The organism is Flavobacterium xylosi (genome assembly GCF_042787345.1).
Taxonomy (GTDB): Bacteria; Bacteroidota; Bacteroidia; order Flavobacteriales; family Flavobacteriaceae; genus Flavobacterium; species Flavobacterium xylosi.
The window spans coordinates 136,514-158,710 of the sequence record NZ_JBHZPZ010000003.1 but is presented as its reverse complement, the minus strand read 5'-3'; the positions used below and the strand labels follow the sequence as shown (position 1 = coordinate 158,710).

20 protein-coding genes are annotated in these 22,197 nt (G+C 32.3%); 10 read left to right on the top strand and 10 right to left on the bottom strand.

Going from position 1 to position 22,197, the window contains the following annotated elements:
* Nucleotide 1 precedes the first annotated feature (1 nt).
* The 3 genes from corA to ACFX5E_RS03465 form a co-directional block, all read right to left on the bottom strand.
* Nucleotides 2–1,072 (bottom strand): magnesium/cobalt transporter CorA, encoded by a 1,071-nt coding sequence (corA, locus tag ACFX5E_RS03475; protein WP_379853778.1) that lies wholly within the window; start codon nt 1,070–1,072, stop codon nt 2–4.
* A gap of 449 nt (nt 1,073–1,521) precedes the next feature.
* The gene (locus ACFX5E_RS03470; protein WP_379853777.1) at nt 1,522–2,124 is read right to left on the bottom strand and encodes a hypothetical protein; all 603 of its coding nucleotides are present in this window, start codon (nt 2,122–2,124) and stop codon (nt 1,522–1,524) included.
* Nucleotides 2,125–2,262: 138 nt separating this feature from the next.
* Nucleotides 2,263–2,991: a bacteriorhodopsin-like gene (locus tag ACFX5E_RS03465; RefSeq protein ID WP_379853776.1), complete on the bottom strand. Its 729-nt coding sequence runs from the start codon at nt 2,989–2,991 to the stop codon at nt 2,263–2,265.
* Between the two features lie 110 nt (nt 2,992–3,101).
* Here ACFX5E_RS03465 and ACFX5E_RS03460 point away from each other — a divergent pair, with 110 nt between their 5' ends.
* Nucleotides 3,102–3,995 (top strand): Brp/Blh family beta-carotene 15,15'-dioxygenase, encoded by an 894-nt coding sequence (locus ACFX5E_RS03460; protein ID WP_379853775.1) that lies wholly within the window; start codon nt 3,102–3,104, stop codon nt 3,993–3,995.
* Between the two features lie 99 nt (nt 3,996–4,094).
* Here the strand turns inward: ACFX5E_RS03460 and dnaK are convergent, their stop codons facing one another.
* From dnaK to ACFX5E_RS03430, 6 genes are all read right to left on the bottom strand, one after another.
* The gene (gene dnaK, locus ACFX5E_RS03455) at nt 4,095–5,981 is read right to left on the bottom strand and encodes a molecular chaperone DnaK (RefSeq protein ID WP_379853774.1); all 1,887 of its coding nucleotides are present in this window, start codon (nt 5,979–5,981) and stop codon (nt 4,095–4,097) included.
* 440 nt (nt 5,982–6,421) lie between these two features.
* A complete protein-coding gene (locus ACFX5E_RS03450) occupies nt 6,422–6,631 on the bottom strand; it encodes a nucleotidyl transferase AbiEii/AbiGii toxin family protein (protein WP_379853773.1) in 210 nt (69 codons plus the stop codon).
* Nucleotides 6,632–6,652: 21 nt separating this feature from the next.
* Entirely contained in the window at nt 6,653–6,880 is a 228-nt protein-coding gene (locus tag ACFX5E_RS03445; protein ID WP_379853772.1) for a nucleotidyl transferase AbiEii/AbiGii toxin family protein, read from the bottom strand.
* Nucleotides 6,881–6,935: 55 nt separating this feature from the next.
* Nucleotides 6,936–7,067 (bottom strand): DUF6922 domain-containing protein, encoded by a 132-nt coding sequence (locus ACFX5E_RS03440; RefSeq protein WP_379853771.1) that lies wholly within the window; start codon nt 7,065–7,067, stop codon nt 6,936–6,938.
* A 6-nt stretch (nt 7,068–7,073) separates the two neighbouring features.
* Nucleotides 7,074–7,403, bottom strand: coding sequence for a helix-turn-helix transcriptional regulator (locus tag ACFX5E_RS03435; RefSeq protein WP_379853770.1), 330 nt, complete (start codon nt 7,401–7,403; stop codon nt 7,074–7,076).
* A 516-nt stretch (nt 7,404–7,919) separates the two neighbouring features.
* On the bottom strand, nt 7,920–8,336 hold the full coding sequence (locus ACFX5E_RS03430) for a fasciclin domain-containing protein (RefSeq protein ID WP_379853769.1): 417 nt from the start codon (nt 8,334–8,336) through the stop codon (nt 7,920–7,922).
* A gap of 818 nt (nt 8,337–9,154) precedes the next feature.
* Here ACFX5E_RS03430 and ACFX5E_RS03425 point away from each other — a divergent pair.
* The 7 genes from ACFX5E_RS03425 (at nt 9,155) to ACFX5E_RS03395 (ending at nt 14,565) form a co-directional block, all read left to right on the top strand.
* Nucleotides 9,155–10,087 carry a hypothetical protein gene (locus tag ACFX5E_RS03425; protein WP_379853768.1) on the top strand — a complete coding sequence of 311 codons (933 nt, stop codon included), beginning with the start codon at nt 9,155–9,157 and terminating at the stop codon, nt 10,085–10,087.
* Nucleotides 10,088–10,178: 91 nt separating this feature from the next.
* Entirely contained in the window at nt 10,179–10,865 is a 687-nt protein-coding gene (locus ACFX5E_RS03420) for a hypothetical protein (RefSeq protein WP_379853767.1), read from the top strand.
* A gap of 302 nt (nt 10,866–11,167) precedes the next feature.
* Nucleotides 11,168–11,608 (top strand): hypothetical protein, encoded by a 441-nt coding sequence (locus tag ACFX5E_RS03415; protein ID WP_379853766.1) that lies wholly within the window; start codon nt 11,168–11,170, stop codon nt 11,606–11,608.
* Between the two features lie 37 nt (nt 11,609–11,645).
* A complete protein-coding gene (locus ACFX5E_RS03410) occupies nt 11,646–12,053 on the top strand; it encodes a nucleoside triphosphate pyrophosphohydrolase family protein (protein ID WP_379853765.1) in 408 nt (135 codons plus the stop codon).
* A 44-nt stretch (nt 12,054–12,097) separates the two neighbouring features.
* Nucleotides 12,098–13,570, top strand: coding sequence for a serine hydrolase (locus ACFX5E_RS03405; protein ID WP_379853764.1), 1,473 nt, complete (start codon nt 12,098–12,100; stop codon nt 13,568–13,570).
* A gap of 238 nt (nt 13,571–13,808) precedes the next feature.
* Nucleotides 13,809–14,246 (top strand): acyl-CoA thioesterase, encoded by a 438-nt coding sequence (locus tag ACFX5E_RS03400; RefSeq protein ID WP_379853763.1) that lies wholly within the window; start codon nt 13,809–13,811, stop codon nt 14,244–14,246.
* A gap of 46 nt (nt 14,247–14,292) precedes the next feature.
* Nucleotides 14,293–14,565, top strand: a complete 273-nt coding sequence (locus ACFX5E_RS03395) for a hypothetical protein (protein ID WP_379853762.1) — start codon at nt 14,293–14,295, stop codon at nt 14,563–14,565.
* Nucleotides 14,566–14,658: 93 nt separating this feature from the next.
* On the opposite strand, the gene ACFX5E_RS03390 is transcribed toward ACFX5E_RS03395, so the two are convergent.
* Nucleotides 14,659–14,934 carry a GlsB/YeaQ/YmgE family stress response membrane protein gene (locus tag ACFX5E_RS03390; protein WP_379853761.1) on the bottom strand — a complete coding sequence of 92 codons (276 nt, stop codon included), beginning with the start codon at nt 14,932–14,934 and terminating at the stop codon, nt 14,659–14,661.
* Between the two features lie 369 nt (nt 14,935–15,303).
* Between ACFX5E_RS03390 and ACFX5E_RS03385 the strand changes: the two genes are divergently transcribed.
* On the top strand, nt 15,304–16,986 hold the full coding sequence (locus tag ACFX5E_RS03385; RefSeq protein ID WP_379853760.1) for a Na/Pi cotransporter family protein: 1,683 nt from the start codon (nt 15,304–15,306) through the stop codon (nt 16,984–16,986).
* A gap of 228 nt (nt 16,987–17,214) precedes the next feature.
* Nucleotides 17,215–22,188 (top strand): translocation/assembly module TamB domain-containing protein, encoded by a 4,974-nt coding sequence (locus ACFX5E_RS03380; RefSeq protein WP_379853759.1) that lies wholly within the window; start codon nt 17,215–17,217, stop codon nt 22,186–22,188.
* The last annotated feature ends 9 nt before the right edge of the window (nt 22,189–22,197 follow it).

Here is a 22,197-nt window from a genome sequence, read left to right as displayed (position 1 = left end):
ACTAAAACCAACGGCGTTTTTTAAAATAAATAATCATTCCAATCACTATTAAAAACATAAAGCCCATAACGGTATGGTACCCATATTGGTATTTCAGTTCCGGCAAATTTTCAAAATTCATTCCGTAAACACCTACAATAAAGGTAAGCGGAATAAAGATTGCCGACACAATAGTCAGTGTTTTCATAATCTCATTCATCTTATGCGTTTGGGCCGAAAAAAAGAAGTTAGAAGCACTTTCCAGTGAACCCATATCCGATTCTATTTGTTCCAGAAGCTCTAAACTTTTTTGATGTAATCGAGTAAAAAAACTAAAATTATCTGCTTCAATAGAATTAAAAACGTTATCGTCTTTTATGCTTTTAATGTCATACAAAGAATCACGTAAAGGAATAATAGATCGCTTCAGAAAATTGAAATTATCGCGATGCTTTTCAATCCTTTCCAAAATTATTGGGTCAGCACTGTTTTTAGAAAGGTTAATCAGTTCTTCGACTTTATCTTCTTCATGCTCTATGGTGATATAGAAATTTTGCATAATAGAATCCAAAAGAATATACAAAAGATAATCCGTTTTTTTTGTTCTTACAATTCCGGAATGCGTTCTAATTCGTTCCCGAATGTGTATGAAAAAATCACTGCGTTTTTCCTGAAAAGAAATCAAAATACCATCCTTTATCAGAAAACTAATTTGCTCCACACTAATATTATCAGAATCTCCGGCTGGCAAAAGTGATTTTATATTAAAGAATAAACTGTCCTGAGACTCTTCCAGTTTAGTTCTCCTTGTAGTATTCAAAATATCGGCAAGCATAAAATTATCGATATTAAAATAAGTTCCAATAGACTTTATCAATTCAATATTATTTAAGCCATGCAAATTCAGCCAATTGGTTTTTTGAATATTGATGTATTTATCCAGATCCGAAACTTTAAAATCCTCATATTCTGTTAAATCAAAATTGTCAAAAACAAACAACTGCATTTCTGACTCGTGGCTTTTGTGAACCCCGGTATATTCCAGATTATATGGTTGCAGTTTTCTGCCTTTCTTGTATTTAATTTTTCTCATCCAAAATTATTTATATCGTAATATTACAAAAACTTTTGTCAATGAATGGCTCCTTTGGGAATTTGGCATTTATAAAAAAACAAAGATATGCAGAAATAATTAGTACTAATAGGAGATTAATCATGTATGACTTATTAAAAATAGCCGTTGGGTTTATTTCAAGTTTTTTTAAAACGCATAGAAACATAGTTTTAATATGCTTCTATCAAGGCGTTTCACTTTATTATAGTAAATCATAGCTTTGTGACCCGAGACCAGAGGTCGAATTGGCGAAGCAACCCAAGAATGGGGTTAGCCTAACCTTTTTTCTATGATCCTATGTGTTTTTTTCTAAACTCTTAGTTTTAAATAATTGCAACCAACGGGTTAATAACATTTATTTCTGTATAAAAATAAGCCCGACTCATTTTTGAAACGAATCGGGCTTATTTTTCATCAACTAATAGTATTTATTTCTTCTTAGAAGTTCCCGCAGAAGCGAATACAAACTTTTTATCCGCAGGAACGTAAACCATTTTATTTTCCTTTGCTTTATTTTTCAATACCACGTTTCCATCTTTATTTACGATACATTCAAAACCTTCATTTCTAATTCGGTCTATCGTTTCAGAAACCGTTTGTTTGTCATCTAAAAAATGTATTTCGGTTATTTTTGTGGTAGTTTGTTCATTAGACAGCACTTTTGTTTTTGAAGCTATATCACAAATTACAGAAACGGTAGTTACTGCAGCCTCTGTTTTTAATTTGCTTTGTGAGGTCTTTTTTTCCAACCACGTTATTTTATGCAAAGTAGTTCCTTTGGTCGTAAAGGGTTCGATTTTACATTCTAAGGGCAACTTATCTACCTCAAAACTTTTCAATAAAATCGTGTCTTTTTTGGCTCCTTTATTGGTGATAAACAAATAAAATTTATTCTTAATCATTTTCGTCGAAACATTATCTGATTTTGCAAAAACAGCAGAAGAAGAACTTTTTTTAGATGTTTTATTGCTTTGGCTAAAAATAGCCGTACAACAAAATAATAATGCAAGAAGTAGGATTGTTTTATTCATAATTAAAGTAGATTTCAAAGAGATTGAAAAGTACAATAATATTTGATACAAAAAGAGTGCATCTATTTTTTAAAAAATAAATTTCATAAAAAAACCGAGCTATCGCTAGTTCGGTTCTTAAAAACAAATAAAATAAAATTAAGTTGTTTGTGATTTTAATGCCAAGTTGTAAACCACAAGCCCAAAACCAATTTTATTGATGGCATCCGCAATATTGTATACAACGTCGATGTTAAGACCTAATCCATGTATTCCGTTGTACCAGCCGTCAGTTCCTAACATATATCCTAATGGATAAATTGACCATCCAACTAACACGAACCAACACAATATTTTATGGGCAGCTAAAACGTTGCCACCTGCTGCAGCTGCTAATTTAGAAGCATTACCAAGCCAGATTTCATAAACAATCACAAAATAAGCGATACCTGAGATTAATCCCCATAGCCATGCATTCGGACGATCTACTGCCTCTCCAAAATACCCTGTAAGAAGCATCACTAATGATAAAATAATCATTTTCCACATCAATGATTGCTTTGCACCAGCAACTTTCAAAATTAAGAAAAACTCAACACACATCAATGGAACGGTTAAAGTCCAATCGATATAACGAAAAAATGTTGGCGACTCCTGGAACGCAGCCCAATAATCTCTCATGTAAAAATAATGTACGGCAGCAATGAAAGTAATCAAACCTGAAACTAATACTGAAGTTCGCCATTTCTTATCAAATTGATTTAATGATAAAAAGAAGAAAGCCGAAGCAGCCATCATGGCCATACAGCCAACAAAAAAGGTAAATCCTACATAATCAGTAGGTGATAATCTTGCAACTAATCCTGGAATAAACATAAAGTTTGTCATAAGTAATTAAGGTTAAGTGATTTTGTTAAACCAAAGATATAAAAAAGTTTGATAATAAAAATACCTTTTGTTTAATTTTTTTATATTAATTTTAAACAAAATATAAATTAGTGTCAAAATATTTAAATATCTCAATTGTAGTTAGTTTCTTCGGATTATGGATTGATTCTTTTTTTTCACATCGGGTGCAAATTATCATTGGGTTTATTTTGATATTTTCCTTTGGTATATTACACGGTGCAAACGATCTTCTGTTAATCGAAAATATAAATAGTAAAAAGAAGGCTTTTCCTTTCTTAAAAATAGTAGGTTATTATGTACTTGTAGTTTTTGTGGGTGCCCTATTATTTTATGTAATTTCTTGGTTAGCATTACTACTATTTCTTGTTGTAAGCGCATATCATTTTGGGGAACAGCAATGGCAGAATTTAAAGCCGTTAGTGTCAAAATGGTTTTCAGTACTATTTCAATTTTTCTATGGCGCAATTATCTTGTTTCTCCTCTTTGCTTTTCACCTTTATGAAGTTCAAAAAATTGTATTTCAGATCATAAAAATTTCAATTGACACCCACTACATAATAACAGCTCTGAAAATAATTGTAGGCTTTCTGATTCTATTAGGGGCTTATTTATATTGGAAATTTGAAATAGCAAGAAAACAACTTTTAGCAGAGACTTTATATTTACTGCTATTTATTATTATTTTCAAATCCTCCAGTTTGATATGGGGATTTGCCTTGTACTTCGTCTTATGGCATAGCATCCCTTCTATAATTGATCAAATAAAATTCCTTCATGGAAAATACTCCTTCCCGCTTTTTGTTACCTATTGCAGGTCGGCAATGCTTTATTGGGGAATATCGATACTAGGAATCTCAGTTCTCTATTTTGTATTCAACCAAGAAGAATTATTCAATGGGTTATTTTTTTCTTTTCTGGCTGCCATAACATTTCCCCATGCCTTGGTTATTACTAAAATATTTAGTGGCAAAGAACAAGAATAATCAGAAAATCATTGTCCATAAAAAAACCGTTCACCAAAGGCGAACGGTTTTCTAAACCAATAGTAGAGATGCACCGAAGTGCATCTCTACAGAGAATTATTATTTTACTTCTTCGAATTCAACGTCTTCAACATTGTCTCCTTGAGCAGCATCCCCTTGAGGTTGTGCTTCAGCTTGACCTTGTTCCCCTTGAGCATACATCGCCTCAGTTGCTTTTTTCCAAGCAGCGTTGATGTTGTCAAGAGCCGTTTGAATTGCAGGAATGTCTTGAGATTGGTGTGCCATTCTCAATTCAGTTAATGCATATTCTACCGCAACTTTGTTTTCATCAGATAATTTAGAACCTAATTCTTTCAATTGAGTTTCAGTTTGGAAGATCATTCCATCCGCTTCATTCAATTTTTCAGCTCTTTCTCTTGCAATTTTGTCAGATTCAGCGTTAGCTTCTGCATCTTTTTTCATTCTTTCGATTTCTTCAGCTGTTAATCCAGAAGAAGCTTCGATACGAATATCGTGAGATTTACCAGTTCCTTTGTCAGTTGCCGAAACTTTGATGATACCATTAGCATCAATATCAAAAGTTACTTCAATTTGTGGAACACCTCTTGGTGCTGGTGGAATACCATCTAAATGGAAACGACCGATAGTTTTGTTATCAGCAGCCATTGCTCTAGCCCCTTGTAAAACGTGGATTTCAACTGTTGGTTGAGAATCTGCAGCTGTAGAGAAAACTTGAGATTTTTTAGTTGGAATAGTTGTGTTAGGCTCAATAAGAGTTGTCATAACACCACCCATAGTTTCGATACCTAAAGATAAAGGTGTAACGTCAAGTAACAATACATCTTTTACATCTCCAGAAAGAACTCCACCTTGAATAGCTGCTCCAATTGCAACAACCTCATCAGGGTTAACTCCTTTAGACGCTTTTTTACCAAAGAATTTCTCCACTTCGTCAGCAATTCTTGGCATACGAGTAGAACCTCCTACAAGGATCACTTCGTCAATATCAGAAACAGATAAACCTGCATCTTTAAGCGCTTTAGCAACTGGTGCCATAGAACGTTTTACTAAAGAATCCGTTAATTGCTCAAATTTAGCTCTAGTTAATTTTTTAACTAAGTGTTTTGGTCCTGAAGCTGTAGCAGTTACGTAAGGTAAGTTGATTTCAGTTTCAGCAGAAGAAGACAATTCAATTTTTGCTTTCTCAGCAGCTTCTTTCAAACGTTGCAAAGACATTGGATCTAAACGTAAATCAATACCTTCTTCAGTTAAAAATTCAGCAGCTAACCAGTCAATAATTTCGTGGTCAAAATCATCCCCACCTAAGTGAGTATCTCCATTTGTAGACAATACTTCAAAAACTCCATCTCCTAATTCAAGAACAGAAATATCAAATGTACCTCCACCTAAATCGTAAACAGCAATTTTTTGATCTTTACCTTTTTTATCAAGACCGTAAGCAAGCGCTGCTGCAGTTGGTTCGTTGATAATACGCATTACTTTAAGACCTGCAATTTCACCAGCTTCTTTTGTAGCTTGACGTTGTGCATCATTAAAGTAAGCAGGAACAGTAATAACCGCTTCAGTAACTGTTTGACCTAAATAGTCTTCAGCAGTTTTTTTCATTTTTTGAAGTGTCATAGCTGACAATTCTTGTGCAGAGTATAAACGTCCATCAATATCAACACGTGGTGTATTGTTGTCCCCTTTTACTACTTTGTAAGAAACTCTTTTTGCTTCAGCCGAAACTTCAGAAAAAGAATGACCCATAAAACGTTTGATAGAAGCAATAGTCTTAGTTGGATTAGTTACCGCTTGTCTCTTCGCAGGATCTCCTACTTTAATTTCTCCACCTTCAACAAAAGCGATGATAGATGGTGTTGTTCTTTTTCCTTCTGCGTTAGGAATAACAACTGCTTCATTACCTTCCATTACAGAAACACAAGAGTTTGTCGTACCTAAATCAATTCCGATTATTTTACCCATTTTTAATATATTTAATTTTATTGTATACTAGTTTTAATGACTCGAAGTCGATAAGTCAATCTTTGTGCCAATGCAAATACCTTCCTTAAATTGTCAGTTTACGTGAAAATTGGCGTGAAAAAATCTGACAAGATGACATTTCAGAGGGCTTGTCATTGTTCCGGGAGTTGTCATTCAAAGTTTCGTTTAGGGTTGGAGCTATTTCCTGCTATTTGTTACAATCTTTTTTCTCGTTCAAAAAAAACGAGAAAAAAGGATTTTCACTACTATCAGGGCTAGGGCATTTTGGATTTCAATGCCATCTCTTGGAATTAGGAATTTCTATTGATACTTTCAAAAAAATCCAATTTGATAAGCTCCCAAGATTTATCCAATAAACATAATGGGTCGAAATCAGCATCAGCCAATTCAAAATTTAAAAATTGACTTTTAATTGTAGATTAATCGCAATAAGGATAGCGCTGTCCATAAAACGAAATCATTTCATCAATCGGTACTTTATGAAGATAATAATGAAAATCCCAAAAATCTTTTTTTCTGCCGCCTCTCAAAACAACATCCAATTTCATTGCAATAATTTCATTTTCAGAAGCCATTCTTATACTGTCCTTAGAACCTGCATCAAAAATAAATTCATTTGTATAATACAAATCTATTTTAACAAAATCCTCTTATGAATTTCCTACTTCAAAATAAGTTCCAAACGCAACATTATCAAGATTTCTAGAGATACAATACGGATATTTATTCTCCAGAAAACTTCTTATCTCTTTAAAATCAATCGAACCATAATCAGCAGCTGTAAACAAATCAATATCAATAGACACTCTATGTCCAATTTGCAAACTCAAAGACGTTCCTCCAACCAATCTGAAAGGAGAAAATAATTCTTCTTGCATCAAAATCAATTAAAACTTGTTTAAGCAAAGGGGAAACTGTATTCCAATACATAAGCTATTTTGTTAGTAGTTCAGGGTGCAATAAATTAATTTTAGAAACTTCCTCTTTTCCATAAAAACGAGTAATTTCTTCTTGTTCCGTTTTATTCCCATAAGCAAAAACTCTTTTCACTATTGAAACCTTCATTAGTTTCTAGTCAATTTTATCAAAATCAGTATCCCAAAATATCCCTTTTCTTAATTTGGCAAAATCGGGTTTGTAAGCACTATCTTTCTTTGCTTCCTTTATGTCATGAAAAACCTGTAGCGTCATCAGGAAGCCTTCTTCTAATTCCAGTTTCTCCTCGATTTTAAGAGACAAATCAACATTCATCCTCCTGTTGCCCTTTATTATGGCACCCAAAGTCTGAGGATGCGCAACAAGTGAAAGCGCAAATTGCCTTTGATTGATGTTCCATTTCTTCAATTCCCGCTCTACAATTTTGCCGGGATGAATTCCTTTTATGATGTCAATGGTTTTCATAGTACAAGTGTAAACAAAATTGTTTATACATTATGGTTTTGCATTTGAAAAAACATAGCAAACCTATTAGTTTAAATCACAGCTTTAATTGTGCCGTCAGGCACTAAATATTGGTAGTAAATCAATTTGTAATGGATTTTTACGTGCCTTGGGTACGTTACATTTATCGATTTATTGCGTACCTAAAAGGCACCCCTGGTTATTATTGTAATTGTCGCTACCAATATTTAGTGCCTGACGGCACAAAATCAATAAATCTAGAGAAAAGGATTTCAATTACTATAAAGGCTAGGAAGACTAATTCCTAAGTTTTATTTGTTTCTATACATCCAGCCACAAATTATCAATATAAAAAAAGTGGTATAAATTTGGTTATTGTAATTATATAAATATGCGGTCTAACCTAAATAACAGATTAGAAATCTATGTCAGTAAATTTCTAATTCGTAGACTGGATTAATGCAAAAACCCTCAAGTATACTTCATACTTGAGGGTTTTAGAAAAATGCTGTAAACTTACATTTTTGGCATTAAAACTTTGTCAATCACATGAACCACTCCATTTGAAGCACCAACATCGGCCATGGTTACTTGTGCATCGCCAATCATTACCTTATCTCCTTTGATAGCCACTTTTAATTTGGCACCTTGTACTGTGGTGAGTTCTTGGCCGTCTTTTAAATCGGCCGCCATTGCGTTTCCAGAAACAACATGATAGGTTAAAATGTCGGTAAGTTTCGCTTTGTTTTCCGGTTTCAGAAGTGTATCTACATCTTTTTGAATAGCTGCAAAGGCAGCATCTGTAGGTGCAAAAACAGTAAATGGACCAGTACCTTGAAGTGTTTGTACCAAACCTGCTGCCGTTACTGCCGCAGCTAATGTTTTAGCACTTTCAGAAGCGATAGCAACGATGTCTTTTTTTGAATCATTCATAACAAAATAATTTATTTTTTTCTGCATCTGGCAGCACAGTTGTGATATTTTATCAACCATATAAAAGTACTATTTTTTATTTAAATATCACTTTATCAGACATTTAAAAAGTACTGTCTAAAGAAAAAATAGTTTTATACAACTATTGAACAAGTTTGTAAAATTCACCTATTTTATTATGCTACCTATTTTTTTATAAAAAGCTAATAAATGACGATTGGTTTTCCAATACGTTTTTCAGTTTCTTATTTAAAAATTAAATACCCCTTTTTATTATTATTTTTGATTTTCGCCTAATTCCATAACTTCTTCATTCCATTTTTTTTTGTTTTTAACAAAAAATAAGCGATGTCTCCCATAGCTTAGAAACAATGGAAGCTAGGAAATCGCAATCGCAAGCTCTACTTATTGCTATTCGATTACTTTACAGATCTTATTAATAATTTGTTATCATCACCATATGAAAGACATTAGTAAAGTAAATTGAATTCAATCGATAAATAATTATCTATTTAAACACTTTTTTTATTCAAACAGCAGCAGATGAAAAACTTATTTGTTAGTTTATTTTCATACATTAGCAAAACAAAAAAGGTGATAATTGTCGTACAAAATTAGCTGATTTGCGTTTGATAAATGGTATTTATTGAGATCAATAATAAAGCATAACTTATTTTATAGCTGAAATCAACATATTAGATGATATTAGTTTTTTTCCGAGCCAATACCTTAAAAGGTTTATATTCGAAAATAGGTTACGTATAAGGGCAAATAAACAGTTTTTCTTTTACTTAATAATAACAAAATAAATCTTCTAAATGACTTTTTTAAAATTATTTGAGACACTTTATGACAAATTTCTTTCGGACAAAACTAAAGAAAGAAGTGAAAGAGCTATTTTGTCAATAGCTATTTCAAGTTTCATTATTCACCTTACGATTATTTACTTGGTGGATTTTGGCATGATTTCTCTGAATGAACCTTCAGACTTACTAAGCCATCCTATTGCTGCTATTTATACCCCTTTTTCTTTTATACTCCTCTATGAGGTATATTTGCTGATTTATTATCTCCCAAAATCTTTCACCACTTATATTGGCAAGCAATATGAAATTATGACCCTGATTGTGATTCGAAGATTGTTTAAAGACCTTTCACATTTGGCTATTACACCTGATTGGTTTAGTGTTAACTATAATTTACAGTTTACCTACGATTTGGTTACGTCTATATTGATGTTTTTTCTTATTTACCTTTTCTATATTCAAAGTAAAAAGGTATATAGTTCAATTGTATTACATAAAATCCAAATTGTTAGTCTATCAAGATTTGTACAAATTAAAAAATTGATGGCAACATTTTTAGTACCTGTGTTTGTTTTACTTGCAATTTATTCCTTTGCGAACTGGCTGATACAAATTATTTATCCACAAGAAAATATTACTAATTCATTCTCAAATATAAACAATATCTTTTTTGAGCAATTTTTCACTTTTTTAATTTTCGCCGATGTTTTTTTATTATTATTTTCTTTTTTCATTACAAATGAATTCCACAAAGTTATGAGAAATTCTGGATTTATCATTTCCACTATCCTGATCAGACTATCGTTTTCTGTAAGTGGGTTCTTAAATAATTTATTGATTGTGTGTGCTATCATTTTTGGACTTTTAATTATCATAGTTCATAATAAATTTGAAAAAATAATTGCAGTAGAAAAAAATAATGCTAACAATCTCCATGAATCTTAGTTCCCCAAGTTGGCTAGAGCGTCCCGCTCGCGACTAAAACTGAAAATTTGAAAAATATCCATTTAAAAAAACTAATAGTTCAATTAAAATAATGACTCTAGAAGACAATATAAATATTCAAAACATAGAACTTTGGAATGAACTGAATTCTAAATTTGATTTCAAACTTATTTACTCAAAGGATGAAATATCTTGGCGAGTAAATACAGAAAGAGATCCGATTGAAATTTATACTTCCAGTAAAACTCCAAATATTCCTTCATTTACGCATGAGCTTCTTCATGTTTACATTGAATCTAATGGAATGTCTTCAGACAGAGATATTTTAAATAGTATGTATGGTGCAGATTCTTTTCAAATATTAACTAATAATGATTTATTTGCAAGAATTCATAATTACTGTTCTCATACAAAAATGTTTCCTTATTTTATAAAAATGGGGTTTAAAGAATGTGATTTTATAGCAGATAGAATTAAATTGAGTTTCATAAGTTATTACATTCTCAAAATAATGTTGAAATCAAAAAAATCAAAGGAAACTGTTATTACAGATTTTATCGGACATACGATGGCCTTATTTAATGACAATGAAACTGCCAACAAGAAAGCAACAACTAGAAGTTTAAATAAACTTAAAAAGTTAAACCCTCCATTATTTAAAATTATAGAAGATTTTAATATTGAATGGAGGAATTCGGAAAACCTTAATTTATCATACTACTTCAAAATATTTGATAATAATTTAAATGATTGGCTAGTCGAAAATAAAATACTGTAGGTAACAGCTACAACAATGGATTTGAGCAATTGGCTTAATGCAAAGTTGGTTTGTATTTGGGATGATTTGGCAAATCCGAAAATAGGTCTCAATTTAGTCCCAAACCCGCATTAATACCAGAGCGTTATATGCCATTTAAAACAACACAAATGAAAAAATTTCTTTTAATAACACTTTTAATTACAAACTTTTGTTTCGGATAAAAAAATGATTCGAAGATTTTCGAAGATAAATACAACCTCTTAATAGAAAATCTATCTAACGAAGATTGGGTAAAATCTGAAAAATTATCAAAAGAATTATTGAATGTTATAGAACCAAATGATTCTATGCAAACTGAAAAAAAAGTTTTACGATACATTTATATTTATTCCACTGCAGGACTTTTAAATGAAAAAAAATTAACCAAAAATCAAGCTTTAGTAAAAGTGAAGTTTTTGAAGTCAAAAGAAATGATTATGCCTACTCATCCATTTAATAGTAAAAGTTATATCAACAGTACCCACTTAAAAGAAGATGAAGCGAATACATTTTTTACAGGAGTAAATAATGCAGAAGGAACTCAAATTTTTTCATTTGAATATGTAAAAATTGAAAATGGAATTAAAGAATCTCAGAGCGAATTAGAAGGCAAGAACATTACATTGAGAGGGGAATTAAATGAAATTACTGTTGAAGGAAATATGCTTCCAAGATTTAAGCTTAAATTTATCAAAGGTGAATATATTATAGAAAACAAATAAAAACGGCCCCAGCTCGCGCGAGCGTCCGGCTCGTGCCATGAAAAATTTAGAACTTTACTTTTTTTTAATTAAAAATACTCATCCAGAAGCTAACATAAGCTTGACTAACCCAAATAAAGAACAAATAAAGAATTTAGATTTAAAAGAAATCAAAGAAAGGGCGTTAAAAATCAGAGAACAATACCATCAAGTAGAAAAAACCCACCACGGCAGTGAATGGACGGTGGAAGAAGATGCTTTGGCTTTTCTTACGGATGCGGGATTAGTAGGACGTCACACCATGTCACAACAAGGTCGCTGGCCAAAAGGAGATACAAACCCGGAACTGCAGCATAAATTAGGCGAATGTATTTGGTGGCTGACAGTACTTGCTAATCAAATGGAAATAGACATTAATGAATCAATAGAATCTTTTTTAACAAAAACTGAAAAATTATTAGAGTAATAAAAATTATTAAAAAAAATCAATCACTAAAACCAACAATCATTATGAAACAACATTCTAAGTATTTTGCAGTAAAGACAATCTTAATTGCTTTATTCATTCAACTCACCACATTGACAGTTTCCATTGGGCAAACCAAAACGGAGCAAATCGATAAATTGATGAATATATATTCGGACTACGGACAATTTAACGGCTCAATCCTTGTCGCTGATGCAGGGAACGTTATTTATAAAAAAGGTTTTGGAATGGCAAACATGGAATGGAATATTCCGAACCAACCCGATACCAAACACCGGTTGGGTTCCGTTACCAAACAATTTACTTCCATGTTGATACTTCAATTAGTCGAGCAGGGAAAATTAAAGTTGGATGATCCTATTACAACCTATCTTCCTGATTATCCTAAAGCATCAGGTGATAAAATCACTGTTCATCAATTACTTACACACACCTCTGGAATTCCAAATTATACTTCGTTTCCTAATTTTGTAAAAGAATTAAGCATCAATCCGTACAGTCCGGAAGCATTTGTAAAAAAATTCGCTGACTTACCGCTCGAATTTACCCCTGGTGAAAAATTTTCGTATAGCAATTCCGGTTATTTCTTATTAGGTTACATCATAGAAAAAGTTTCCGGCAAAACCTATGAACAAGTTTTACAAGACAATATTCTTACGCCTCTTAAAATGAATAATACTGGATTCGACCATCATGAAACCATTCTGAAAAACAGAGCTTCCGGTTATGAAAAAAACGGTAAAAACTATCTTAATGCCGATTATCTCGATTTGTCTATCCCTTATGCCGCCGGTTCTTTGTATTCAACCGTAGATGATTTATATCTATGGGACCAAGCACTTTACACAGAACAATTACTTTCGAAAAAAAATAAAGATCTATTATTTAATTCCTACATACCTGCAGGACCGGGACATTATGGATACGGATGGTTTATCAATAAGGCTTCTAATGGCGAAAAGAATGACAGCTTAACGGTTATTGAACATGGAGGAGGAATAAATGGCTTCAACACGTTGGTTTCCCGAATTCCGTCTGATAAAAATTTAGTTGTTTTGTTAAATAACACCGGAGGTGCAAAATTAAACGAGATGAACATTGCTATTAGAAATATCCTTTACAATAAACCGTACAGTATGCCTAAGAAATCATTGGCCATTGCTTTCGTAGACGTTATTCTGGAAAAAGGAATCGCATCCGGACTTACTTATTTTAAAGAAAATAAAAATTCAAGTATCTACGCTATCAACGAAAATGAAATGAACAGCGCCGGATATCAATTATTACAAACCGGAAAAATAAAAGAAGTAATAGAAGTTTTCAAACTAAATGTGGAAGCGTTTCCTAAATCAGGAAATACTTACGACAGTTTGGGAGAAGCTTATTTGAAAAACGGAGATAAAAAACTTGCCATTATAAATTATAAAAAATCTGTGGAACTTGATCCTAACAATGCAAATGGAAAAAAAGTATTGGAAGAAATTTCAAAACCATAAACCATTAAACCTTTTTTAAAAATCAAAAAAACTGTAATTTTCATTGCAGTTTTTTTTTATAATCAAACTTCGATCGTATTGCTTGAAATTACAAATAGGTATTATCGTGTTTTGTTAAAATTACCCGAAATTATAAAGGCTTATTAGCTTCTTCCTTCCTTTTTTTTTGTATTTTCGATTTTCTAAAAAATTATAGTGCTTTCCTAATCTAGGAATCAGCTTTAAAATAAAAACAATAATGACATCATTTAGTAAAGAATTATCCTTTCGTTGGTCCGATCTTGACCCTAATTTTCATGTACGTCACAGTGCTTATTATGATTTTGGTGCTCAACATCGTATTGAGCTTTTAGAAAGCTTGGGTTTAACAATGAAGGTTTTGCGATCACAGAATTTTGGTCCCATATTATTCAGGGAAGAATGCGTTTTCAGAAAAGAAATACTGCTTTCGGATAAAATAGTAATGCATACTAAAATTTCCAAAATGAGACCCGATGCTTCGCGTTGGTCCATTGTACATGAATTTATGAATGACGAAGATAAACTTTGTGCCATAATAACCGTGGATGGAGCCTGGATGGATACAAAACTGCGCAAAATAGCCAATCCAACACCCGAAATAGCTATGGACGCTATTCGTAATTTCCCAAAAACTAATGATTTTCTAGAACTTTAAATTTAGCAAACAATTTCTTAAAATTGCCAGCTGCTTACTAGTCGTAATGGCACTGGCTGTAAGTTGCAGTCCGCTGATAAACGCAAACAACACTGATTTCACCACCGGAAAAGTGCAGGAAATCGTTATGGGTAAAGACGGCTATACCGCCAAAGTAGCAGCAACCGACAATTCAATTTATTTAGTAACTATAAGTCGTGCCAATTTATTAGAGCCAATGCAATATAGAGAAGTTTCAACTGGAGAAACGATACTAGTGAAAGGGGATGTTTTTAAAATTTCAGGCGTTAATCATATCACAGTGAGAGTGCTGAAGTAACGAAAAACAAAAAAGTTGTAAATCAAGAATAAAAAAAGTCAGTAGAACATGAATGTTCTACTGACTTTTTTACGTTCATTAAATAACTTTTTGCTACAAATTAGATCTGCTTCGATTAAACAGCCCAACAATAAACAAAAGAACAATAGCACCTAAAACTGCCGTTACTATGCTTGCCAAATTAAAACCGCCAGTTTGAGTCCCTCCTATACCGAGTCTGGTTCCTAACCAGCCTCCTAAAAAACTTCCTAAAATTCCAACAATTATGTTCCCGATAATGCCAAAGCCATTACCTTTCATAATTTGACCCGCTAACCATCCTGCGACTACTCCTAAAAGTAACCAAACTAAAAAATTTTCTGTTGACATAATTAATAAATTTAAATTGTTAAACGAATATTTTAGTAAAAATCAAACATAAAGGTAGCACTTTTCTGCTTAAAAATAAAAAATTTATAAATTATTTTCTGATTAAAAAATTTTGAAACAATAAAAAAATATTCACTTAAAAACATGTATTACAATCATTTATATATTTATTATAAAATTTAATTGTTTAAAAAAAGAACCACTTTTAAACCGGAAAAAATTCATTTCCTTTCTCCCTTTTTTAAAATCTGAAAACCGGTAAAGAGTGAAAATTTATTCTGATTTTTTAATTTACCACATTCAATTATCTAAAATTGTTCCTCTACGATTATATAATTAAATTAGTTATCTTTAATTCTATTTAATGCTATGGAAAACCTAAACTCAATATTTAAACTTGCTGCCGGAATAGGTTTATTCCTATTTGCAATGTATTTGATTGAGGAAGCACTGAAAAATCTTTCAGGCAGGACTTTTAAACTTTTTTTACAACGGGTTACCAAAAATAATATTGGAGCTGTAGCCGGCGGAACAATTGTTACGGCTATCCTACAGAGCAGTTCAATGGTTTCATTCATGGTCTTGGCATTTGTCGGTGCGGGGGTATTTACCATGAAAAATGCCATGGCAATTATTCTGGGAGCAAATCTCGGGACTACACTAGCAAGTTGGCTGGTGGCCACGCTTGGTTTTAAAACAAATATCGAAATCATTGCCTATCCCGTTGTTTGCATTGGCGGTTTTCTTCTGATTCTTTTCGGAAATCGTAAAAAAATAAAATACCTTTCTTATTTTCTTTTAGGATTTGGGCTATTATTCATTGGCCTTTCCTTTATGAAAACGGCTATGGAAGCACAAGTAGAACATTTTGACATATCGGAATATGCGGCCATGCCAAAAATTATTTTTCTATTTCTGGGATTTAGCATCACGATGGTTGTTCAATCCAGCTCGGTTACTATGGCACTCACACTTAGCGCTCTTCATGCCGGTGTTGTGGATTTCCCAACAGCTGCAGCAATTGTATTGGGTTCTGAAACGGGGACGACTATCAAAATAGTATTGGGCGCAATAGGAGGCAATGCTTCAAAAAAAAGGGTGGCGCTGGGCAATATTCTTTTCAACATAATTCTAACGATAATTGCGTTCATACTTCTAAAACCTATTCTATTATTGATTACCGATATTTTCAACATTAAAGATTCGCTTATAGGTTTGGTTACTTTTTCGAGTCTTATTAATTTACTCGCCATTCTAATTTTTCTTCCTACACTCAACTTTTACGCAAAATTCTTAGAACGGTTTTTTAAAGATTCAGATGGTTCTACGGCAGCTTTTATAGGACATGCCTCCATCAAAGAACCAGAAACAGCGTTGGATTTATTCCGAAGAGAAACGAAATATTTCATTCATAACTCAATGCTGTTTAATTTGGAATTATTTACGATTAACACAACTTCGCTTGAAGAAAACACCGATTATAAAGATATTAACCAACAACGGAATTTCTTTTCGAAAACCGAAGAAGAAAAATATGAATTTCTAAAACAACTACAGGGCGAGTTACAGGCTTTTTATTTAGCGCTGAGAACAAAATTAGAAGGAGAAAAGCAGGCTGAACTCAACCAACTGATTTCTGCCGTACGCAGTTCTATGCACTCTGTAAAAAGCGTGAAAGACATTGGAACTAATATTACGAATCTCAGACATTCGTCAAAAGAGATCAAGTACAATTTTTTCATTCATCATAAAAAAGAAACCGAAAATCTATACCTTCGTTTGAATGTTTTGCTCTCTGATGATAGAAAAGCGAGCTTTGAAGAATTACAGCATCTATTTGATTCCATACAAAATAATTATACTACCGCTCTCAATACTTTTTATACCGAAGCTGTAAATGCGCCTATTGAAAAAATAGATATAACCACTGTCATTAACTTTAACAGAGAATTATTTACCTCAAATAAAGCAATGCTTATGGCTCTAAAGGAAATTTTATTGGACGAAAAACAAGCTGAATTTTTTAATGAGATTCCAAAATACAAAACCTAAATAAATATTTATATTTTTTTTTAAATCTAAAACGTTATTAAACAAATACTTAAATAAAATAAAATCGTATTTTGCATAATTTAAATCCAAAAATTTTACAATATTTAACATTAAATTCATAAGGTTTTTCTATTTGATAGATGGATATTTGTAGATTATTCGATTTTTGATTAAAATTGGCTATCTGGTTAAAATTCGTTAATTTTAAAACTTTAAAAAACACTTCATTTGAAAAACTATTTAAAGAAAATTTTGAAAATTTTCCTTTGGACATTAGGAGCAATCATAATATTGTTTCTATTGATAATAGCTATAATTCAAATTCCTTCCGTTCAAAATTATGCCAAAGAAAAAGCGGTAACCTATCTGGAAGGAAAAATCAAAACCAAAGTTTCGATTGACACCCTAAAAATTGGATTTCCAGAAAAGATAATACTCAAAGGCGTTTATTTTCAGGATCAAAAAAAAGACACCCTTCTGGTAGGAGAAAAATTAGCAGCAGATATTAGTCTGTTGCAGTTGATGAACAACAAAATCGAAATCAACTCCCTAGAATTGGAAGGAATTACGGCTAATTTAAATAGAGATTCAAAAGCAGTTTTTAATTTCGAATATATCTTCAAGGCTTTTGCTTCTCCAGAGAAACAAAAGAGCGATTCTCCTCCGATGCAATTTTCAGTAGCCGAAATTAAGCTGGACCGAATAAAATTTAATTATAATGATGCCGTTACAAAAAACGATTTAAATGCTAATCTAAATCATTTTGAAACAACAGTAAAAACGTTTGATTTAGATCAGATGATCTTTGAAATTCCAAAAGCTAAAATTAATGGCTTACGGTTTAAATTAAAACAAGGTTTGGTTCAAATATCCAATAAGACCAAAGTTGCAGCTATAAAAAATGCGCCGGAATCCATCTTAAAATTAAAACTGGGAGAAATTGATTTTGCCAAAATTGATTTTGATTACCAGAGTGACGAAACCAAATTATCAACTAATTTTTATTTAAAAAAGTTATTAGCTAAAATTAATAAAATTGATCTTAATAATCAATTATTATTATTTGACAGTATTGATTTGACAGGTGCTGAAGGTGAATTGGCTTTTGGTAAACTTGATCCAACAAAAGCAAAAAAACTAGCTCACCGGGAACCAAGCAACTGGGAAGTAAAAGTAACTAAAACCGAGTTTAAAAGAGTGAACTTTCGATATGACAATAATAATATTGACCGAATAAAGGCCGGTATTGATTACAACCATTTAGATTTTACTAAATTAAACTTACAAGTTGATTCCTTTTATTACAATCCTGAAAATATTTCGGGAGATGCAAATTCGTTAACATTTAAAGACAAAAGCGGCCTAAACGTTCAATCGTTTCATGCTGAATTTTTCTATGGTAAAAAGAATGCTTTCTTCAAAAAATTATATTTAAAAACTCCCCAAACCGAATTGAGAGATGAAATTCTAGTAGGTTATCCTTCAATTCAATCATTAGTCAAAAATCCAGGGGAATTAGGGATTACAGCTAATTTGAAGAAAAGTAAATTGGGGATTAAAGATATTTTGCTTTTTGCTCCCATTTTAATAAAAACGAATCCTTTCATGAGTTATCAGAATTCGATTCTGCTTGTCAATGGTAAAGTGTCGGGAAAATTGAAGAATTTTGCGTTTCCAGGTGTTGAAATCAGCGGTATTGGAACTACGAAAGTGGTTGCAAGCGGAAGAATTATAGGTTTGCCGGATGTCAATAAAGCGTACTTTGATTTGGATATTAAAGATTTACAATCCGGTTCTAAAGATATCAATGGAATTTTACCTCCGGGAACGATTCCTAATTCTGTTCAGATGCCTTCGAAATTTAGTGCGGTGGGAACTTTCAAGGGAACTATAGCTAATTTTACTACCAATATGAATTTGGAGAGTAGTTTTGGAAATGCAAAAATCAATGGTATATACGACCGCCGAATAAAAAATCAGGATCGATATGATGCCAAAATGGAACTTACTAATTTTGATTTAGGGAAATTTATCAAAAATGATTCTATTGGAAAAGTTACTTTAAAAGCAAACATAAAAGGAAGTGGTTCCAATCTAAAAACGGCTACGGCTTCACTCAACGGAACTATTTTAAAAGCGTATTACAATAAATATACGTATCAAAATCTGAGCATAAAAGGGAATATTCGCAGCGGAAATTTCAATGCAACTGCTTTCGCAAAAGATCCTAATCTGACTTTTGATTTAGTCAGCAGCGGAAGTTTTAGAGACAAATATCCAACTGGAAAATTAAAACTGAATATCGATATTGCTGATTTGGATAAATTAAATCTGCATGCCGGACCTTTGAAAATAAGAGGTGTTTTAGATGCTGATATTCAATCTGCTAATCTGGCTTTTCTTAATGGTACCATAAATGCATATAATATTTCAATCGCAAATGCAAAAGAACAATTTGAAATTGATTCTATCAGCGTAGTTGCAACATCCACTTTTGAAAAGAATACATTACTGTTGAAATCTCCGTTTATGGATGGGGAAGTGAACGGAAAATATAAGTTATCAAAAATAGCAGCGGCTGTATCTAATTCTATTGCAAAGTATTATGACAGCAAGCCAAATTCAAGAAAAATAGTTGTCGAAAAACAACATTTTGCTTTTAAAATTGGCGTAAAAGACAGTCCGATTTTATTGAAACTTATTCCTGATTTGAAAAGTCTGGAGCCTATCAATATCAATGGAAGATACAACTCTGTTAACGATTCTATTGTTCTGAACGGTACAATTCCTAAATTAACTTACGGAGAAAATACGATAACAAATGCCGTTATTAAAGTTGACACTCAAGATAAAGCGCTTGTCTACAGTTTAATTATTGACGACATTCAAAACAAACAAATTCAGTTGCCTTACACTAATATTTCGGGAAAAGTGCAAAACAATATTCTGAATTATACGTTGCAACTAAAAGATGTAAAAGAAGAAGAAAGATACTTGATTGCCGGAACTCTCCAAGCAACAAACGGAAATAACGAAGTAAGTCTTGATCCAAATAATCTGTTGCTCAACTATGAATCCTGGAAAATATCCCAAGATAATTTAATCCGTTTTGGCAAAAAAGGAATTTATGCTGATAATTTCGAATTGAGTAAAGAGGGACGCAGCGTCAGAATTCAATCACAATCCAATAATGCAAATGCGCCAATCGCAATTGATTTCAAGGATTTTGATATCAAAACCATTACCAGTATGGTTGAAAAAAAGGATTTGCAGATGAGCGGTAAAATCAATGGAAACGCATTGGTTAAAAATATAAATACATCACTCCTTTTTACTTCGGATTTAAATATTGAAGATTTCACTTTCAAAAAAGATACTGTCGGTAACGTGAGCATAAAAGTTAATAACGCCTTTACCAATAGATATGATGCCGTAATTGCAATTACAGGTCAAGGAAACCAAGTAAATTTAGACGGAAATTACAAAACTACGGACAGCAGTTTTGATATGAATCTGGCTATTGGAAAACTGAATTTGAAAAGTATTCAGGGTTTTACTTTGGATAATATAAAAGAAAGTACCGGATTTTTTACTGGGAATTTCAAAATTACGGGGAATACAACTCAACCGAAAGTTATTGGAGAATTACAATTCAATGAAATTGGTTTCAAAGCGACAAAACTCAATTCAACCTTCAAATCTGCAAATGATAAAATCGTTTTTACCAGCGATGCTATTCTTTTCGATAATTTCATTATAAAAGATGAAAAAGACAATCCTTTAACTATAAACGGAAAAATTAACAGTGTCAATTTCAGGAATTTTGGTTTTGATTTAGCTTTGGATGCGGATAATTTTAAAGCTATTAATTCTAAAGCCAAAGACAATGCAATGTACTATGGCGAATTGTACTTAGACAATCATTTAAAAATATCAGGCAATTTTGATAATCCTGTTGTGGAAGGAAATATCAAAATTAACAAAGACACCAAATTTACTGTTGTCATCCCGCAATCTGAACCATCCATTGCTGATAGAGAAGGCATTGTGGAATTCATTGATCAGGATAATCCGCAATTAATGGGGGATATTGCTTTGGCAGAATTTACCAGTGAATCAGCTATAAAAGGATTCAATGCTTCGGTAAATATTGAAATAGATAAAGAGGCGGAATTATCTCTGGTTATTGACAAAGCCAACGGGGATTTCCTGAAATTAAAAGGAGAAGCACAATTGAACGGTGGAATTGATCCTTCCGGAAAAACGACGCTGACTGGAAGATATGAATTATCCGAAGGAAGTTATGAAATGAATTTTAATTCCATTAAAAGAAAATTCGAAATTAAACCGGGAAGTTATATTCTTTGGACGGGAGAACCAACCACTGCCGATATTAGTATTACAGCAATATATAAAACAGATGCAGCTCCGATTGATTTAGTGGATGATCAATTAGGAACTGTGACGGCTGAAGTGAGAAACACCTACAAACAAAGAATTCCTTTTGAAACCAGATTAAAAATGACTGGTGAATTAATGAAACCTACCATTTCGTTTGACATCGTTTTACCTGAAGGAAATAATAGTGTTTCGACAGAAATTATTAATACTACGCAAGCCAAACTGGCTCAATTGCGCCAGGCACCGGATGAACTTAATAAACAGGTTTTTGCCTTACTCCTTCTAAATCGTTTTATTGGAGAAAATCCGTTTGCAAGTGAAGCTGGAAGACCAAATGTTTCTTCACTGACCAGAGAAAGTGTCAGTAAAATTTTATCACAACAACTGAATAATTTGGCAGGGGATTTAATCAATGGAGTAGAACTTAATTTTGATTTAAATACATCTGACGATTATACAACGGGTCAACGAGCAAACAGAACCGATTTGAATGTTGGTATTTCTAAAAAACTGCTAAACGACCGACTGAAAGTTACCGTAGGAAGTAGTTTTGGAATTGAAGGACCACAACAAGTCAATCAAAATGCAAACAACATAGCCGGTGATGTTTCTTTGGATTACCAACTTTCAAAAGACGGAAAGTATAAAATCAGAGCGTACCGTATCAATAAATATCAAGTGGCGCTTCAAGGTGAAGTTGTAGAGACTGGAATTGCTTTTATCATCACGTTGGATTACAATAAATTCAAGGAATTATTTAATAAAAGTAAAGCGAGAAAAGCAGCTAGAAAAAATAAATAAAAATTTTTG

Excerpts from the sequence above, each read along its gene's own strand:
- corA (WP_379853778.1), bottom strand. The coding sequence starts at position 1,072 with ATGAGAAAAATTAAATACAAGAAAGGCAGAAAACTGCAACCATATAAT.
- ACFX5E_RS03470 (WP_379853777.1), bottom strand. The coding sequence starts at position 2,124 with ATGAATAAAACAATCCTACTTCTTGCATTATTATTTTGTTGTACGGCT.
- ACFX5E_RS03465 (WP_379853776.1), bottom strand. The coding sequence starts at position 2,991 with ATGACAAACTTTATGTTTATTCCAGGATTAGTTGCAAGATTATCACCT.
- dnaK (WP_379853774.1), bottom strand. The coding sequence starts at position 5,981 with ATGGGTAAAATAATCGGAATTGATTTAGGTACGACAAACTCTTGTGTT.
- ACFX5E_RS03445 (WP_379853772.1), bottom strand. The coding sequence starts at position 6,880 with ATGCAAGAAGAATTATTTTCTCCTTTCAGATTGGTTGGAGGAACGTCT.
- ACFX5E_RS03440 (WP_379853771.1), bottom strand. The coding sequence starts at position 7,067 with ATGAAGGTTTCAATAGTGAAAAGAGTTTTTGCTTATGGGAATAAAACG.
- ACFX5E_RS03435 (WP_379853770.1), bottom strand. The coding sequence starts at position 7,403 with ATGAAAACCATTGACATCATAAAAGGAATTCATCCCGGCAAAATTGTA.
- ACFX5E_RS03430 (WP_379853769.1), bottom strand. The coding sequence starts at position 8,336 with ATGAATGATTCAAAAAAAGACATCGTTGCTATCGCTTCTGAAAGTGCT.
- ACFX5E_RS03425 (WP_379853768.1), top strand. The coding sequence starts at position 9,155 with ATGACTTTTTTAAAATTATTTGAGACACTTTATGACAAATTTCTTTCG.
- ACFX5E_RS03420 (WP_379853767.1), top strand. The coding sequence starts at position 10,179 with ATGACTCTAGAAGACAATATAAATATTCAAAACATAGAACTTTGGAAT.
- ACFX5E_RS03410 (WP_379853765.1), top strand. The coding sequence starts at position 11,646 with ATGAAAAATTTAGAACTTTACTTTTTTTTAATTAAAAATACTCATCCA.
- ACFX5E_RS03405 (WP_379853764.1), top strand. The coding sequence starts at position 12,098 with ATGAAACAACATTCTAAGTATTTTGCAGTAAAGACAATCTTAATTGCT.
- ACFX5E_RS03400 (WP_379853763.1), top strand. The coding sequence starts at position 13,809 with ATGACATCATTTAGTAAAGAATTATCCTTTCGTTGGTCCGATCTTGAC.
- ACFX5E_RS03395 (WP_379853762.1), top strand. The coding sequence starts at position 14,293 with ATGGCACTGGCTGTAAGTTGCAGTCCGCTGATAAACGCAAACAACACT.
- ACFX5E_RS03390 (WP_379853761.1), bottom strand. The coding sequence starts at position 14,934 with ATGTCAACAGAAAATTTTTTAGTTTGGTTACTTTTAGGAGTAGTCGCA.
- ACFX5E_RS03385 (WP_379853760.1), top strand. The coding sequence starts at position 15,304 with ATGGAAAACCTAAACTCAATATTTAAACTTGCTGCCGGAATAGGTTTA.